A 15,623-nucleotide genomic window follows, 5' to 3' on the forward strand; every position below is an offset into this window, starting at 1 on the left:
CTCATAAAGGGCTCCGAGCCCGACCGCCCCTTCCGCCCGGGGCCCGCCCGTCCGCCCCTCGAAATGAGAACGCGTCCGGACCGCCCGCTCCCGTAGATTGCGCAGTGCACACACCGGGCTGGTTCGGAACATTGGGGATACAGGTGTCAGCGGCAAGGCAGGGCGTGCGGGACGCGCACCGGATCGTGGTCAAGGTGGGCTCCTCGTCGCTGACGACGGCCTCCGGGGGCCTCGACGCGGACCGGGTGGACGCCCTCGTGGACGTCCTCGCCAAGGCCCGCAGCGGCGGCGAGCGGGAGATCGTGCTCGTCTCGTCCGGTGCCATCGCCGCCGCGCTCGCGCCCCTGGGCCTGCGCCGCCGCCCCAAGGACCTCGCCCGGCAGCAGGCCGCCGCCAGCGTCGGCCAGGGCCTGCTGGTGGCCCGCTACACGGCCTCCTGCGCCCGCTACGGCATCCGGGTCGGCCAGGTGCTCCTGACCTCCGACGACATGAGCCGCCGGGCCCACCACCGCAACGCCTCCCGCACCCTCGACAAGCTCCTCGCGATGGGCGCGCTGCCCGTCGTCAACGAGAACGACACCGTCGCCACGGACGAGATCCGCTTCGGCGACAACGACCGCCTCGCCGCCCTCGTCGCCCACCTCGTCCGGGCGGACCTGCTGGTCCTGCTGTCGGACGTGGACGGCGTGTACGACGGCGACCCCGGCAAGCCCGGCACGTCGCGGATAGCGGAGGTACGGGGCCCCGAGGACCTCGCGCACGTGGAGATCGGCAGCGCCGGCAAGGCGGGCGTCGGCACCGGCGGCATGGTCACCAAGGTAGAGGCGGCCGGGATCGCCACCGGCGCGGGCGTCCCCGTGGTCCTGACCAGCGCCGTCCACGCGGCGGACGCCCTCTCCGGCGGCGACACCGGCACGTACTTCCACCCCACCGGCAAGCGGTCCGCCGACCGGCTGCTGTGGCTCCAGCACGCCTCCACCCCGCAGGGCGCGCTCGTCCTCGACGAGGGCGCCGTCCGCGCGGTCGTCGAGCGGCGTACGTCACTGCTGCCGGCCGGCATCGCGGCCGTCGAGGGCGACTTCACCGCCGGCGACCCCGTCGAACTGCGCGACGGCACGGGCCGGGCGGTCGCGCGCGGACTGGTGAACTTCGACGCCAAGGAGATCCCCCAGCTGATCGGCCGCTCGACCCGGGAACTGGCGCGCGAGCTGGGTCCCGCGTACGAACGAGAGGTCGTACACAGGGACGACCTCGTCCTCCTGCGTCCCTGACCAGCGGCCCCCCGGGAGGGCCGGAGCACGCGCCCCGGCGGTGCGCGTTCCGTAAAACCGCCACGCGAAGCCCCTGAGCCTGCTCAACTTTGTCTCAGGGAGATTCCGCAGGACCCCTTGCACGACCTATTGACGAGGCACGACATCGTTGCAAAGGAGGCCGTCGTGAGACGAGTGCGCCCCGGGGCCGCGGCGTCCCGTGGTGGTGGTTCCTCCCGTGCGGTCGGCGAGGAGCGGACGCTGACCAGCGTCGCCGCCTCGGACGCGTACGAGGGCGACAGCGTCGAGACGCCGCAGGACCTGCCCCGGCTGTGGCACATCACGCTGAGCCTCTCCGGACCCGAGGCCCCCCTCAAGGAGGTGCGGCGCGGACTCGAACAGCTCGCCCACGACCACCCCTTCCTGCTGACCAGCCGCTACGCCCACGACCACGCCGAGATCCGCTACTGGGAGGAGGCCCGCGACCTCCACGACGCGGCCGCCGTCGCCCTGCGCCTGTGGGGTGAACACCGCCGGACGGCCGGGCTGCCGCCCTGGGAGATCGTCGGCCTGGAGGTCATCGACCGCCAGACGTACCACCAGCGCATCGCCGAGGGTTACGGACCCGCCCCCGCCACACCCGTAGGGGTCCACCCGTACTGACCTCCCGCGCGTCCGGCTCGCCGGAAACGCGCCCTTCGCGCGGGTGTCTCGCGCTGTGGAACACGCGAGGGGCGCCTGAGCCGGGCGGACTACCCTTCCTGTATGACCTCGCTCTCGCCGTACGACTCCATGACGCCGGTCACCCGGGCCGCCTACCGTGCCAAGGCCGCCGCCGCCGACCTCGCGCCGCTCCCGCGCGCCGACAAGGACGACGCGCTGCTCGCCATCGCCGACGCCCTGGAAGTCCGTACGAGTGAAATCGTCGAGGCCAACGCCAAGGACATCGACAAGGCCCGGGAGGCCGGCACCAGCGAGGCGATCATCGACCGGCTGACGCTCACCCCGGAGCGGATCCGCGCCATCGCCGCCGACGTACGTGACGTCGCAGCGCTGCCCGACCCGGTCGGCGAGGTCGTGCGCGGCTCCACCCTTCCCAACGGCATCGACCTGCGCCAGGTCCGCGTCCCGCTCGGCGTCGTCGGCATCATCTACGAGGCCCGCCCGAACGTGACCGTGGACGCGGCGGCCCTGTGCCTGAAGTCCGGCAACGCGGTCCTGCTGCGCGGCTCCTCCTCCGCCTACGAGTCCAACACCGCCCTCGTACGGGTCCTGCGGGACGCCGTCGGCGGCGCGGGTCTGCCCGCCGACGCCGTCCAGCTCGTCCCCGGCGAGAGCCGCGATTCGGTACGGGAGCTGATGCGCGCCCGCGGCCTGGTCGACGTGCTCATCCCGCGCGGCGGCGCCTCCCTGATCCGCACGATCGTCGAGGAGTCCACCGTCCCGGTGATCGAGACCGGCACCGGCAACTGCCACGTCTACGTCGACGCGAACGCCGACCTCGACACGGCCGTCGAGATCCTGATCAACTCCAAGGCCCACCGCGTCAGCGTCTGCAACGCCGCCGAGACCCTCCTCGTCCACCAGGACATCGCCCCCGAGTTCCTGCCCCGCGCCCTCGACGCGCTCGCCGACGCCGGGGTCATCGTCCACGCCGACGACCGGGTCATGGCCTACGCCAAGGACTCCCGGGCCACGGTCGTCGAGGCCACCACGGAGGACTGGGAGACCGAGTACCTGTCGTACGACATCGCCGCCGCCGTGGTCGACTCGCTCGACCGGGCCGTGGAGCACATCCGGCTGTGGAGCTCCGGCCACACCGAGGCCATCGTGACGACCTCCCAGCAGGCCGCCCGCCGCTTCACCCAGCTGGTCGACTCCACGACGGTCGCCGTCAACGCCTCGACCCGCTTCACCGACGGCGGTCAGTTCGGATTCGGCGCCGAGATCGGCATCTCCACGCAGAAGCTGCACGCCCGCGGCCCGATGGGCCTGCCCGAGCTGACCAGCACGAAGTACATCGTCACCGGTGACGGACACGTCCGACGCTAGGCGCGGGCGGGCCCGTAGGCGCCGGTCCGTTCCTGTGAACAGCCTGGCGCCCGACCCTCCCAACGGATGAATTTCCTTACCGTCTGCCCAAATTGACCACCCCGGTCTACTCTGGATCCCGTGCCGGAGGACGTGGGGGGCACGCCGTTCCCTGACGGCTGGGAGCCCGACGACGACCGCGACCGCGGGGGTATGGACGAAGAGTTCGCCTCCGTGGTCTTCGACGAGGACTTCGTCCGGGCGGCCGTGGTCCACGAGCCGACCGCGGTCGAACGTCTGCTCGCAGCGGCGGAGGCCCGGGCCGCCGCCCAGGAGGCCGAGGCCCGCCGGGCCCACCGCAGAGGCGTACGCGGCGACGACGACCGTCACGACGACGGCTTCGGCCCGGACGGCCCCAGGATCGGCCACGGCCGCGACGACGACCGGGGCGACTACGACGACACCGAGATCCTGGAGGGCCGCTACGGCCCCGACGGGCCCTACGGCAGGCCGTACGACAAGCAGACCCGCTGGCACCGGCCCGTCGCCTGGATCCTCGCCCTCGTGATGGGGATCGGCATGGTCGCGCTGGCCTTCACCGCGGTCTACCGGGGCGCCTCCGCCGGCCGGGGCGAGACCCCGCCGCCCGCCACCAGCGGCGTCGAACAGAATCCCCCGACCGGGCCCTCCGCCTCCGCCGACTATTCCCAGCCGGCGGTCTCCGCCGACCCCCGCATGCCCTGACCGGGCCCCGTGCAACCCCGGCCCGGCCGTCGGGCGGCGCTGCGCGAACCTGATGAGGACCTGTCAGAACTTGTCGTGTACCACGGCGTTTACCGAGGCTCCGGAAGACCTACTCTCCAAGTATGGGCGGGCCAGGAAACCCACCTGAGGGGACTCCCGAGGGCGCCCCCGGCGGTGGAGAGGACGAATACCGATCCGTCGTCTTCGACGAATCGTTCGTCCGCGCTGCCCGCCTCCAGGAGTTCTCCGCCCAGGAGCGCCTCTCCGACCACGCCCCGGCCGTACGCCGCCGCCCGCCCGTGCGCCGCGGCCTCTCCCGGCAGGCGCTGGTCCTCGTCCTGCTGATCGCCCTCGCCTTCGGCACCGCGATCTACATGGGTGTGCGCCACCCGTCCCGCACCCCGGCCGCCAAGCCCACCGAACCGCTCAGAATGACCGTGATTCCGCTGTCCCCGCAGTCCGCGGTGCCCGGCGCGGAGAACGCGGAGGCGCTGTACGCGCAGAGTCCCGCCGCCCAGTTCCGGATCGGCGCCGAGGGCATCACGATGCCGGCCACGCGGCGCACCGCGCACTTCACCGACAGTCAGGTCGTGTCCGCGCTGGCCATCGCCAAGGAATACCTGGTCGCCTCCGCGCTCGACCCGGAGGTCCTCGGCGGCGGCACCGTCCAGCCCGTGCGGCGGCTGCTCGACTCCGAGCAGCTCGACCAGTTCGAGCAGAGTTTCGATCAGCCGGCGGCGGACGGGCGGCACGCCCCCACGGGCTGGCTGGTCCGCTTCGACCCCTCCCGGGCGGAACTCGCCGACCGCCGGATCCGCGTCCAGGGCACTCTCCAGGCCGCCGAATTCGACTCCGGCACGCTGGAGGTCGTCGCCGCCCACACCCTCGTGTACGCGCTGAGGCCCGCCGGCGGCGAGGCCGACGCCGAGGCCTCGCTGTTCACCGTCCGGCGGGAGCTGCACTTCCGCTTCGACCAGGACGACCTGCGCACCCACCAGGTCGAGGTCGTCGTCTCCTACGTCCAGGCCGGACCGCTGGCCTGCGCCGACGACGTCACGAATCATCTACGGCCGCTGCTGGCCGGGCAGACCGCCAAGGCGGGCGGTCCGTCCGCCGGCACCGACCCGTACAACACGGGCGCCGCCACCGCGCTGTGCGGGACCCTGGCGGAGAGTGCGCAACCGAAGGTGTGAGGCCGGGGTGCGCGGGGTGTGTTGGCGGGTGCGGTGCGGGTGGGTTCTCGCGCAGTTCCCGCGCCCCTCAAAGCAGGGGCTGCGCCCCAAGCTCTTCGGCTTGCACCCACCCACCCGCACCCGACCACCTACTCGTCGTCGCGCGGCCGGTCCTCCTGCGCGGTGGCCGCACCGCCGCCGCCGAAGCCGCGGCGGACCCGGCTGCCGAGGTCGCCCGCGCCGCCCGCGATGTCGGTGACCAGCTTCATCAGCGGGTCCTTGGAGTTCTTCACGTTGCTCGTGTAGTGCGAGGCGGACTCGCGGAAGGAATCGGTCACCGAGGCGTCCTTGTCCTCGCTGCGCCGCGGGTAGTGCCCGTCCATGATCCGCTGGAAGTCACGGGACTCGGCCCACTTCTTCAGCTCGGCCGCACGGACCGTGGTGAAGGGGTGCGAGCGCGGCAGCACGTTGAGGATCTTGAGGACGGAGTCGCGCAGGTCGCCCCCGGCCTCGTACTCCTCGGCCTGCGCGAGGAACGCGTCCACGTTCATCTCGTGCAGGTGGTTGCCGCCCGCGATCTTCATCAGGCCGCGCATCGAGGCCTGGACGTCCTGGCCGACCAGGAGGCCCGCGCGGTCGGCGGACAGCTCCGACTTGCGGAACCACTCGCGCAGCGCGGTCACGATCGCCATGATCGCGAGGTTCCCCAGCGGGATCCACGCGACCTTCAGGGCGAGGCTCGTCAGGAACAGCAGTATCGTCCGGTACACCGAGTGGCCGGAGAGCGCGTGGCCCACCTCGTGACCGACGACGGCCCGCATCTCCTCCTCGTCGAGCAGCTCGACGAGCCCGGTGGTCACGACGATGATCGGCTCGTCCAGACCGATGCACATCGCGTTCGGCTGCGGGTCCTGGTTCACGTACATCGGCGGGACCTTCTCCAGGTCCAGGATGTAACACGCGTCCCGCAGCATGTCGTTGAGGTGGGCGAACTGCTGGTCCGAGACCCGTACGGAGTCGGACAGGAACAGCAGCCTGAGGCTGCGCTCCGGCAGCAGACCGCTGAGCGCCTTGAACACCGTGTCGAAGCCGCTGAGCTTGCGCAGCGCCACCAGCGCCGAGCGGTCCGCGGGGTGTTCGTACGCCCGGGAGGAGATCCCCTCGAAGCGCCTGCGCTGCCTGCTCGGCACGTTCTCGTGCCCGTTCTGCTCGTGGCTGTCGTCCGGCATGTTTCCCCCATGCTCTGTTTGCCCATGTTGCCCCCGAAGCGGGGTCCAGCCTAGGCGGAGTTACCGTGGCAGGGCATCAACCGTAAGGAGCGATCTCCATGGGACATCTCCCGCACCCGGCCGCGTCCGCTTGGCTCACCGAGGCCGCGGACGTCGCCGCGAAGGAACAGGGAGCGGGCAATCTGCTGCGTGTGGTGCTGATCGTGATGGTCCTGGGCTCCGTCCTCATGGCGTGGTTCCTGCTGCGTGGCTACAAGCGGGACGACTGACGCCCGCCGACGGGAAGGACGTGCGGCGCGCGTGAACGGTTGCTCGCTCGTGAAGTACGCGCCGGGCGGCGCCCCCGTTCACTCCTGGGCGGAGTCGGCGTGATCGCCGACGGACCCCCCGCTTACGATGGGCGGGTCTTCATCCCGATCCCACACCCGGATAGGTCACGCCGACGATGAGCTTCCACAGCACCGCTGCCGACTTGGTCACTCTCGCCGCCGAGGGCGGCGGGGAGCACGGCGGCAACCACGAGAGCCTGAGCCCCTACCTGACCGGCGGCGGAGCCTTCGTCGCCCTGATGCTGCTGCTGTGGATCACCACCCGCTTCAACCGCGATCGCTAATCCGCGCAAAAGGACGTTCGAACGGTGTGCGCCTGCCGGGCCGGTAGGCTCTCCACGCATGGGAGAGCAGGAAATGCCTACCGGTCCGGAGCCCGACAAGGCGGCGGACCAGGCGAACGACACCACGGACGGCCGGGCCGACAGCGCCTCCGGCGCACCGGGAAACCGCCCGTCGGAGCCCGGTAGGCGCCGCCTCGGCGTGATGGGCGGCACGTTCGACCCGATCCACCACGGGCACCTCGTGGCGGCCCAGGAGGTCGCCGCCCAGTTCGGTCTCGACGAGGTCGTCTTCGTGCCGACCGGCCAGCCCTGGCAGAAGTCCCACCGCTCGGTCTCGGCGGCCGAGGACCGCTATCTGATGACGGTCATCGCCACGGCCGAGAACCCCCACTTCTCGGTGAGCCGCATCGACATCGATCGCAAGGGCCTCACCTACACGATCGACACCCTGCGCGAACTGCACGAGCTCAACCCCGAGTCGGACCTGTTCTTCATCACCGGCGCCGACGCGCTCGGCCAGATCCTCACCTGGCGCGACGCGGAGGAGCTGTTCTCCCTCGCGCACTTCATCGGGGTCACCCGTCCGGGGCACACCCTGGCCGACCCGGGCCTGCCCGCGGGCGGGGTCTCCCTGGTCGAGGTCCCGGCGCTCGCCATCTCCTCCACGGACTGTCGTGCGAGAGTCGCCAAGGGCGATCCCGTCTGGTACCTGGTGCCGGACGGCGTCGTGCGCTACATCGACAAGCGGCAGCTGTACCGCGGCGAGTGAGCCGAGAGGGGCACCGGTGAACGACCGATACGACGTCGGCTACGGGGGCGGCGACCAGAGTTACGTACTCGTCGGCTACGACGAGTACGGGCAGCCGGTGTACCGACAGGCGCCCGCCCAGCAGGTGCCTCAGCAACAGGCGTACGACCCCTACGGGACACAGCAGCCCCAGGGGCAGGGGTACGGCCAGGGCTACGGCTACGACCCGTACGCGACCGGCCAGACCCAGCAGCAGTACCCGCAGGGGTACGGCACGGGCGGCGCGGGCTACGACCCGGGCCACCAGGCGCCGGGGCCCGGCTACGACCCGTACGACCCCTACGGGCAGACGGCCGCCACCGGCCTGCAGACCCCCGTCCCGGAGCAGACCGCCTACATCCCTCAGCAGTCGGCACCGCCGACGACCGCCGGGGAGAGCGGGCACCTCGCCGACGACGGCCCCCCGGAGAGCGGCTCCGGGGAACGGGAGTACCGCACCGAGCAGTTCGCCTTCGTCGAGGAACCCGACGGTGACTCCGAGGACGTCATCGACTGGCTGAACTTCACCGAGAACCGCACCGAACGCCGCGAGGAGGCCAAGCGGCGGGCCAAGAGCCGGATGGTCGCCCTGGTGGTGGTGCTCGCCCTGGTCGCGGTCGGCGGCGTCGGCTACCTGTGGTGGGCGGGCATGCTGCCCGGGGCGTCCTCGGACGAGCGGACCGGCACCACCACCTCGGCGGCCGCCCAGAAACGCGACGTGATCGTCGTCCACCTGCACGACACCAAGGGCGGCGGGACCTCCACGGCGCTGCTCGTGAACAACACCACCACCGAGCGGGGCGCCACCGTCCTGATCCCCAACGCCCTCGCGCTCACCGGCGACGACGGCACCACGACCACCCTCGCCAAGTCCGTCGACGACGACGGCTCCTCCGGCACCCGCGACGCCCTCGACACCGTCCTCGGCACCGACATCGAGGGCACCTGGCGACTCGACACCCCCTATCTGAACAACCTCGTCGGCCTCGTCGGCAACATCGACGTCGACACGAACACCGACGTGCCCGACCCCGAGGCGAAGAAGAAGGGCACCGTTCCCCTCGTCACCAAGGGCAAGGCACAGACCCTCAGCGGCAAGATGGCCGTCGCCTACGCCACCTACCGCGCCTCCGGCGAGTCGCAGGACGCGCAGCTGAAGCGGTTCGGCCAGGTGATGCAGGGCGTGCTGCGTAAGCTGTCCTCCGACGCCCAGGCCGCCACCGTCACCGTGCAGACGCTGGCCCAGATCCTCGACCCCTCGCTCAGCGACAAGGACCTCGGCACCTTCCTGGCCAAGCTCGCCGATCACGCCAAGGGCGGCGACTACGAGACCGAGCTGCTGCCCGTCCAGCAGGACGGCACGCTCAGCGCCGAGGACTCCGACAGCGTGGTCAAGAACCTGCTCGGCGGCGCCGCGAAGAGCCCCGACGCCGGGGACGCCGTCCGGGTCGGCATCCGCAACGCCACCGGCGAGAAGGACGCCACCGAGCAGGCCCGCGTGGTCGTCCTCAACGGTGGCTTCACGTTCCTCGACGCCGGCGCCACCGCCACCGCCCAGACGACCTCCCGGGTCACCTACTCCGACGCGGCCCGCAAGCAGGACGCCATCGAGGTCGCCAAGACCCTCGGCCTGCCGACCGGCGCCGTCAAGAAGGGCGAGACCACGTCCAACGCCGACGTCTCCGTCGTCCTCGGCCAGGACTACGAGACCACAGGCACGACGGGGACGACCGGCACGACGGGCGCGACCGGCACCACCGGCTGACCGGACCGCCCGGCCGTCAGCAGGTCCCGGGGCCGCCGTATCGGCGCTGCTCCGGGGTCTGATCCGTTAACCCGTGGGGCGGTGTCGGTGGGGCGTGAGATCCTTGCAGTAGCCCGCGAGGGTTCCTGACCGACGACCGAAAGCCGTGCAGTGACCGCCACCGACCGTTCCCTGGAGCTCCTCCACACCGCCGCGCAGGCGGCCGCCGACAAGCTCGCGCACGATGTCATCGCGTACGACGTCAGCGACGTGCTGTCCATCACGGACGCCTTCCTGCTCGCCTCCGCGCCCAACGACCGCCAGGTCAAGTCCATCGTCGACGAGATCGAGGAGCGGCTGAACAAGGAGCTCGGCGCCAAGCCGGTCCGCCGTGAGGGCGACCGCGAGGCCCGCTGGGTGCTGCTCGACTACGTCGACATCGTCGTGCACGTCCAGCACAGCGAGGAGCGGGTCTTCTACGCCCTGGAGCGGCTCTGGAAGGACTGTCCCGAGCTGGAGCTGCCCGCCGACGCCAAGGCCACCCGCGGCAAGGGCGAGGAGCACGCCAAGCTGCGGGCCGCCGAGGAGGAGGCCGAGCTGGGCGGGGAGCTGCGGTGACGGCCGGCATCGACTCCGCGGAGCGCAAGGGCCGGGGCCGCCGCATCATCCTGTGGCGGCACGGCCAGACCTCGTGGAACGTGGAGCGCCGCTTCCAGGGCACCACGGACGTCGAGCTGACCGAGACCGGCCTCGGCCAGGCCCGTCGCGCCGCCCGGTTGCTGGCCTCCCTCAAGCCCGACGCGATCGTCGCCTCCGATCTCATGCGCGCCGCGAACACGGCCGCCGAGCTGGCCGCGCTCACCGGGCTGGAGGTCAGCCACGACGAGGGCCTGCGCGAGACCTACGCCGGTGTCTGGCAGGGCCTCACGCACGACGAGATCATCGCCCGGCACGGCGAGGAGTACGCCGCGTGGAAGCGGGGCGAGCCGGTCCGCAGGGGCGGCGGCGAGCTGGAGACCGAGGTCGCCGACCGCGCGGCCCCCGTGGTGCTCCGGCACGCCGACAAGCTCCCGGAGAGCGGCACCCTGGTGGTGGTCAGCCACGGCGGCACCATCCGCACCACCATCGGACGCCTGCTCGGTCTGGAGCCCCGCCACTGGGAGAGCCTCGGCGGCCTCTCGAACTGCTGCTGGTCCGTCCTCGGCGAGGGCGCCCGCGGCTGGCGACTGCTGGAGCACAACGCCGGCACGCTCCCCGAGCCGGTGCTCGGCGACGACGACTGAGCCCCGTAAGAGGCCTGGTCACACGGCTCGGGACCCGGATTTCACTTTCCGGCTGGTCGCAGGCTAGAGTTCTTCTTGTTCGCCCCGCCGAGCGGGGCGAAGCACCGAGCGACCACCGTCCGTGTGGTGCGAGGGGCTATAGCTCAGTTGGTAGAGCGCCTGCATGGCATGCAGGAGGTCAGGAGTTCAATTCTCCTTAGCTCCACAGATCGGCACAGAAGATCCCGTTCCCGCGAGGGAGCGGGATTTTTCGTGTGTGACCTGCGTCCCTTCTTGAGCAGGTGCGGCCCCGGAGGCGTATACCTCTGCGGACGGCCTTCTTTCCTGCTCCGTGCTGGGACTGGTACGAAGGCGTCGCTGACCGTATTGGTCCGGCCGTGGCAGAATCAAACGGCCGGAAGGGGGCGCGGCCCGACGGGAGGGAGAAGCGATGCCTGCGAGCATCCGCGGGAGGGTCCACGACCTTCCCGCAGCGGTGGTGATGCGGAGCAAGACCACCCTCCTCTGCCCTTCCTGCGGCTCGCTCCACGTTGCCCAAGTCCTCGGTGACAACGGAGGGATCTCCTACGTGTGCACGGCCTGCGGCCACAGCTGGAGCTGATCGATGGGTGCACACAGGAGGAAGTGCGACTGGTGCGGCAGCGGCACCCCCATCGTCCGCGACATGGAGCCCGTCAACGCCGACTACCAGTACTGGTGCGAGGAATGCGCCCGGGCGCTGATCATAAAAGGCGATCCGATCGAGACGTACCGCGAGCTGGAGGGCGAGCCGATCTACGGCCGGCTCCTCGAAGAGCACTGCACACTCAAACGCTTCTACTCGTTCGTGACGGCCTGAGCGTCAACTCGGCGCCCCTCTCTGGCCATCGCCCGTCCCCGGGCCGCCACGGGCGCCCCAGCGGCCTCGTGCCGGCCGTCGGGGAGGGAGCGTGAACGGCGGCTGAGCGGCTACCTCTTGAAAATCCGGCAAAAGGGTACCGATCCATCCATAGTTCGCGGCCGACGGAAACGATTTGGTGGTGTGCGTGGGAGACCGGTAATGTTGGCGTCGTCGCCAGGGGAACCCGGCGGAGCGCACCGCAAGGGGCTATAGCTCAGTTGGTAGAGCGCCTGCATGGCATGCAGGAGGTCAGGAGTTCAATTCTCCTTAGCTCCACAGAAAAGACCCCGTCCAAGTGGACGGGGTCTTCGCGTTGTTGGCGACGACGTACATGAGGAAGACGTACATGAGGAAGGGCGGGCCACCCCACTCGGGGTGGCCCGCCCTTCCTCATGTACGTCCGTGCGTCAGCGACCGCTGCCCAGGGCCCGGCGGCCGCGGCCCTGCGAGAGGACCGGGAGGTTGCGGGAGGGGCGGAGGGACGGTTGTCCTCCTCGATGCGCAGGGCGAGCGCGGGGCAGCGGCGTACCGCGCGCATCGCCTTCGCCTCGGCGTACTGCGGGACCTTGGCCTGGGCGACGGTGGGGAAGCCGTCGGCACCGAGCTGGAAGACCTCCGGGAGGATGTCGGCGCACAGGCCGTGGCCCCGGCAGAGCGTCCAGTCGACGAAGATCTTCTGGCGGCTTGCCCCGCTCTCCTCCGCGCCCGCGCCGCCCGGGATGCCGGTCGGCATACGGCCGCCCTCGAACAGCGGCAGCACGCCCTGCACGGGCCTGCCGCAGCCGTTGCCCAGGACGTGTGCGGCGAGGTCGTCCGTGAACGCCTTGATGGTCGATTCCAGGAACATCGCGGAGCCGTCCGGGTGCGAGCACGCGCCACGCCGCTTGACGTTCTTCGCGACCTGCTTGAGGGCCTCCAGGGCGGCCGGACCGCCGCCGTTGAGGATGTCCTCCAGGCCGCGCGCCGCGGCCGGCAGCCCGAGGTAGCAGGGGCCGCACTGGCCCGCGCTCTCCTCGGCGAGCCACTTGGCGACCTGCAGCGACTCGCCGAGCGGGCAGGTCTCCTGGCTGATGGGCAGGATCGCGCCGGCGCCGAGCGCGCCGCCCACCGCGTCCAGCGAGTTGCGCGAGACGACCGTCTCGTTGACCGTCGCCGCGTCGATCCACTTGCCGTGGTAGCCCCCGGTCAGCACGCCCTGCGGGACGGGCGGCGCGCCGGCGAGCTGGAGGATGTAGCGCAGCGGCACACCGGTGGGCGCCTCGATCACCATGGGGCGGGCGACCGCGCCGGACACGGTGAGCATGACGGTGCCCGGCTCGTCGTACAGGCCGGTGTTGCCGTACCGCTCGGAGCCGATGCGGGCGCCGATGGCGAGCTGGGCGAACGTCTCGGCGTTGGAGAGCAGCGTCGGCGCGCCGCCGACACCGCTCTTGGACGCGCTGGTCTTGCGGCCGGGCGGGATGGGCGGCCCGCCGTCGATGGAGCGGATCAGCGAGCCGGCGGCACCGGTGACCATGCGGACCGGGTTGCGCTGCACGCTCGCGCGGATGGCGGCGCCGCGGCGGTTGCTCAGCCCGCGCTCGGAGAGGGCTGCCTCCATCGAACGCTGGGTGGATTCACGTGTCACCCCGATGACGAGCTGGCGGGCGCCGAGGGCCTCCGCGACCAGCAGGGCGCCGTCGAGGATGAGGTGCGGGGCACGGTTGATCAGCACCGTGTCCTTGCGGCAGGCGGGTTCGTCCTCGCTGCCGTTGACGACCACGACGGGCCGGATGCCACGCTTGATCGCCGACTCGGCGACCGAGCGCAGTTTCTTGTGGAACGGGAAGCCCGCGCCGCCCCTGCCCTTGAGGTTGATCCGCTCGGACAGTTGGGCGAGATCTTCGCCGCCCATCGGTTCGAGCGGACCGTGCACCTTCAGGTGCATGGGCAGGTCGAGTCTCTCGACGAGGTCGAAGCCCGAGGTGAGCTGGGGAAGACCCACCACGCGGACTTCGGGGACGTCGGGAAGGGCCTCGTTCACTTAAATCCTCCGGAAGGCGCGTTCCAGGGTTCGCCTGAGCCCGGCTGGTTGTAGTCGTCGTAGCCGGACAGCGCATCAGTGGCGGGACCGCTGTTGTACGTGTCGTTCGGGTTGTACGTGCCGTAGGGGGCGTTCGACTCAGCCGTTCCGTAGGAAGTTTCGGAGACCACGGGGTTGGCCCCGGTGTCGTACGTCTCGCCTTGGTAGGTCTGGCCCGAATACGCCTGGCCCTGGAACGACTGCCCGCCCAGCGGCTGTCCGGCGAAGGTGTCCTGCATCGGGTCGTACGAGGACGGGGGTGCCTCGCCGACCGGCGGCGGGGACGGGGCCGGCCAGCGGGTGCTGCCCGTGGTCGAACCGTCGTCCATGCGGGGCATGGCTTGCGTGGGCTGCATGTCCAGCGGCGGCTGCTGCTGGGTGAGATAGGGGGCCGTGGGCTCCTGGGCGCGCGGGGTCATCGACACCGCGCGGTACGCGGCCGCGAAACCGGGGCCGCTGTCGGCGGAAGCGGCCGCACCGCGCTGCGGGGGCACCAGCGGGTCGCCGAGCGGGGGGTTGCCCTGACCGCCGCCGAAGCCGGGGAGCGGGAACTGGCCGGTGTCCCGCATCTGGTCGCGCTGTCCGCCCTCGCGCCGGCCGCCCTCACGGCGTCCGCCCTCGCGCCGGCTGCCCTCGCGCTGTCCGCCGGTCTCGTCCGTGCCCTGCAGGGCGGAGCGGGACTTCACCAGTTCGTCGACCTCGGGGGGGCGCTGGCCGGAGGGACCCAGAATCGCGGTGACGCGCTCGACCACCTGGCGCTTGAACGGGCGGGGGGCGGCGCGCAGCAGCAGCGCGCCGGCCACGGCGAGCAGGCCCAGTGAGTAAAGGATCACGAAGAAGGGCTTGGCCTCTCGACCCGCGTAGAGTCCGTGGACAAGGGCGAAACACCAGGCCGGGTAGGCCAGCATGTGCATCGCCCGCCAGCGGGCCGCGACGGGGGCCGGGGACGCGAACCGGTTGCGCAGCATGCCGGTGATGCCCACGAAGATCATGAGTAGGGCTGCCAACGAACCGCAGCCGATGAGGAAGGCGGTGCCCTGGCCCTCGTCGCCGGCGAAGTCGTCGCCGGCGAGTACGAGCCAGAAGGGGATCAGCGCGGCGAGGAAGTCGACGTGGTCCAGCGCGAGCTTGATCCCGATGTGTACGAGGAGGAACGCGAGAGAGGCCACCGCGGACACCCGGTGAATGCCCTGCGCCATGATCCGCTCGCGGGTATTGAGGAGCATCCGGTCCTGGGCGATGAGTCCCCAGATCACCGAGCAGGTCAGGGAGACGAGCGAGAGGACGCCCGCACCGAAGTCGAGGAACTCCGCGAGGGAGTCGACAAAGGTGTTGTCGTCCGCCGTCATGACAGACCCCCCGCCGTCAGAAAGAAGGATGCGGTCGGGGGCACGGCAGCCGTCGCCACCCCGTGGGCCGAACGGCCCGGCCGAGGTATCGAGCTGGTGCTGCGACGAGGGTTCATGGGGCAACTCCGAACAGTTCGGGAAAGCGGTCCCGTCGTCGAACTGTAAGTGGTGCCAATACCGGGCGGTACGAGGTTTGAGTTATTGCGCTGTTATCAAGGGCCAATCTCACATCAGGGATGTCCCTTAGCAGCTGTTACGCGAAGTAAGATTTGAATAAGGTTCAACTTTTCTGGCCGGATCTTGTGGCCGACACGCAGCGGGTCCCTGTCCATCGGGGCTGCGGTACCCTGATCGCATGCGTGCCGTACGCCTTCTGCTTAGCGAGCCGCGCTGATCAGTCCCGACCGCCGTTGACGGCGTGGTCGGCATCAGCGCGGCGTCCCCTCCTGTGTGAGGGGATTTTTCGTTTCCTGGACGAA

14 protein-coding genes, 2 tRNA genes and 1 pseudogene are annotated in these 15,623 nt (G+C 70.8%); 14 read left to right on the plus strand and 3 right to left on the minus strand.

The annotated features are described in order from the left end of the window. Positions 1 to 164: 164 nt before the first annotated feature. From proB to E4N62_RS02570, 5 genes are all read left to right on the plus strand, one after another. Positions 165 to 1,271 (plus strand): glutamate 5-kinase, encoded by a 1,107-nt coding sequence (gene proB, locus E4N62_RS02550; RefSeq protein ID WP_230212403.1) that lies wholly within the window; start codon positions 165 to 167, stop codon positions 1,269 to 1,271. A 174-nt stretch (positions 1,272 to 1,445) separates the two neighbouring features. Continuing rightward, complete coding sequence (locus E4N62_RS02555; protein ID WP_230212406.1) at positions 1,446 to 1,913, plus strand: hypothetical protein; 468 nt, start codon at positions 1,446 to 1,448, stop codon at positions 1,911 to 1,913. Between the two features lie 102 nt (positions 1,914 to 2,015). Then, entirely contained in the window at positions 2,016 to 3,302 is a 1,287-nt protein-coding gene (locus E4N62_RS02560) for a glutamate-5-semialdehyde dehydrogenase (protein ID WP_230211732.1), read from the plus strand. A 120-nt stretch (positions 3,303 to 3,422) separates the two neighbouring features. Further along, positions 3,423 to 4,025, plus strand: coding sequence for a hypothetical protein (locus E4N62_RS02565; protein WP_230211733.1), 603 nt, complete (start codon positions 3,423 to 3,425; stop codon positions 4,023 to 4,025). A 122-nt stretch (positions 4,026 to 4,147) separates the two neighbouring features. Next, positions 4,148 to 5,218 (plus strand): hypothetical protein, encoded by a 1,071-nt coding sequence (locus E4N62_RS02570; RefSeq protein WP_230211734.1) that lies wholly within the window; start codon positions 4,148 to 4,150, stop codon positions 5,216 to 5,218. A gap of 128 nt (positions 5,219 to 5,346) precedes the next feature. Here the strand turns inward: E4N62_RS02570 and E4N62_RS02575 are convergent, their stop codons facing one another. Beyond that, positions 5,347 to 6,426: a M48 family metallopeptidase gene (locus E4N62_RS02575; RefSeq protein ID WP_230211735.1), complete on the minus strand. Its 1,080-nt coding sequence runs from the start codon at positions 6,424 to 6,426 to the stop codon at positions 5,347 to 5,349. A gap of 98 nt (positions 6,427 to 6,524) precedes the next feature. Here E4N62_RS02575 and E4N62_RS02580 point away from each other — a divergent pair, with 98 nt between their 5' ends. The 9 genes from E4N62_RS02580 (at position 6,525) to E4N62_RS02620 (ending at position 12,009) form a co-directional block, all read left to right on the plus strand. Next, positions 6,525 to 6,695 (plus strand): hypothetical protein, encoded by a 171-nt coding sequence (locus E4N62_RS02580; protein ID WP_230211736.1) that lies wholly within the window; start codon positions 6,525 to 6,527, stop codon positions 6,693 to 6,695. Between the two features lie 176 nt (positions 6,696 to 6,871). Beyond that, complete coding sequence (locus tag E4N62_RS02585; RefSeq protein ID WP_045557516.1) at positions 6,872 to 7,039, plus strand: hypothetical protein; 168 nt, start codon at positions 6,872 to 6,874, stop codon at positions 7,037 to 7,039. Positions 7,040 to 7,097: 58 nt separating this feature from the next. Continuing rightward, a complete protein-coding gene (gene nadD, locus E4N62_RS02590; RefSeq protein WP_230211737.1) occupies positions 7,098 to 7,808 on the plus strand; it encodes a nicotinate-nucleotide adenylyltransferase in 711 nt (236 codons plus the stop codon). Positions 7,809 to 7,824: 16 nt separating this feature from the next. Then, the gene (locus E4N62_RS02595) at positions 7,825 to 9,591 is read left to right on the plus strand and encodes an LCP family protein (protein WP_230211738.1); all 1,767 of its coding nucleotides are present in this window, start codon (positions 7,825 to 7,827) and stop codon (positions 9,589 to 9,591) included. A 150-nt stretch (positions 9,592 to 9,741) separates the two neighbouring features. Further along, on the plus strand, positions 9,742 to 10,188 hold the full coding sequence (gene rsfS, locus E4N62_RS02600; protein WP_184894153.1) for a ribosome silencing factor: 447 nt from the start codon (positions 9,742 to 9,744) through the stop codon (positions 10,186 to 10,188). Beyond that, complete coding sequence (locus E4N62_RS02605; RefSeq protein ID WP_230211739.1) at positions 10,185 to 10,853, plus strand: histidine phosphatase family protein; 669 nt, start codon at positions 10,185 to 10,187, stop codon at positions 10,851 to 10,853. The genes rsfS and E4N62_RS02605 overlap by 4 nt, the downstream gene beginning before the upstream one ends. Before the next feature lie 132 nt (positions 10,854 to 10,985). Then, positions 10,986 to 11,058, plus strand: a tRNA-Ala gene (locus E4N62_RS02610). 399 nt (positions 11,059 to 11,457) lie between these two features. Next, positions 11,458 to 11,691 carry a hypothetical protein gene (locus E4N62_RS02615; RefSeq protein ID WP_005479297.1) on the plus strand — a complete coding sequence of 78 codons (234 nt, stop codon included), beginning with the start codon at positions 11,458 to 11,460 and terminating at the stop codon, positions 11,689 to 11,691. 245 nt (positions 11,692 to 11,936) lie between these two features. Further along, positions 11,937 to 12,009 (plus strand) — tRNA-Ala (locus E4N62_RS02620). A 131-nt stretch (positions 12,010 to 12,140) separates the two neighbouring features. On the opposite strand, the pseudogene E4N62_RS02625 reads toward E4N62_RS02620, so the two are convergent. Both E4N62_RS02625 and E4N62_RS02630 read right to left on the minus strand, forming a co-directional pair. Then, positions 12,141 to 13,756, minus strand: a pseudogene (locus E4N62_RS02625) (NADH-ubiquinone oxidoreductase-F iron-sulfur binding region domain-containing protein). Beyond that, positions 13,753 to 15,144 (minus strand): ferric reductase-like transmembrane domain-containing protein, encoded by a 1,392-nt coding sequence (locus E4N62_RS02630; protein ID WP_230211740.1) that lies wholly within the window; start codon positions 15,142 to 15,144, stop codon positions 13,753 to 13,755. Before E4N62_RS02630 ends, E4N62_RS02625 begins: the two are co-directional and overlap by 4 nt. Positions 15,145 to 15,623 lie beyond the last annotated feature (479 nt).

The sequence above is a fragment of the Streptomyces sp. MNU76 genome (assembly GCF_020982545.1).
Lineage (GTDB): Bacteria > Actinomycetota > Actinomycetes > Streptomycetales > Streptomycetaceae > Streptomyces.

What these genes read in the sequence shown, in the direction of transcription:
- nadD (WP_230211737.1), top strand. Translation starts at nt 7,098, where the DNA reads ATGGGAGAGCAGGAAATGCCTACCGGTCCGGAGCCCGACAAGGCGGCG.
- E4N62_RS02570 (WP_230211734.1), top strand. Translation starts at nt 4,148, where the DNA reads ATGGGCGGGCCAGGAAACCCACCTGAGGGGACTCCCGAGGGCGCCCCC.
- E4N62_RS02580 (WP_230211736.1), top strand. Translation starts at nt 6,525, where the DNA reads ATGGGACATCTCCCGCACCCGGCCGCGTCCGCTTGGCTCACCGAGGCC.
- E4N62_RS02630 (WP_230211740.1), bottom strand. Translation starts at nt 15,144, where the DNA reads ATGACGGCGGACGACAACACCTTTGTCGACTCCCTCGCGGAGTTCCTC.
- E4N62_RS02585 (WP_045557516.1), top strand. Translation starts at nt 6,872, where the DNA reads ATGAGCTTCCACAGCACCGCTGCCGACTTGGTCACTCTCGCCGCCGAG.
- E4N62_RS02575 (WP_230211735.1), bottom strand. Translation starts at nt 6,426, where the DNA reads ATGCCGGACGACAGCCACGAGCAGAACGGGCACGAGAACGTGCCGAGC.
- E4N62_RS02615 (WP_005479297.1), top strand. Translation starts at nt 11,458, where the DNA reads ATGGGTGCACACAGGAGGAAGTGCGACTGGTGCGGCAGCGGCACCCCC.
- E4N62_RS02560 (WP_230211732.1), top strand. Translation starts at nt 2,016, where the DNA reads ATGACCTCGCTCTCGCCGTACGACTCCATGACGCCGGTCACCCGGGCC.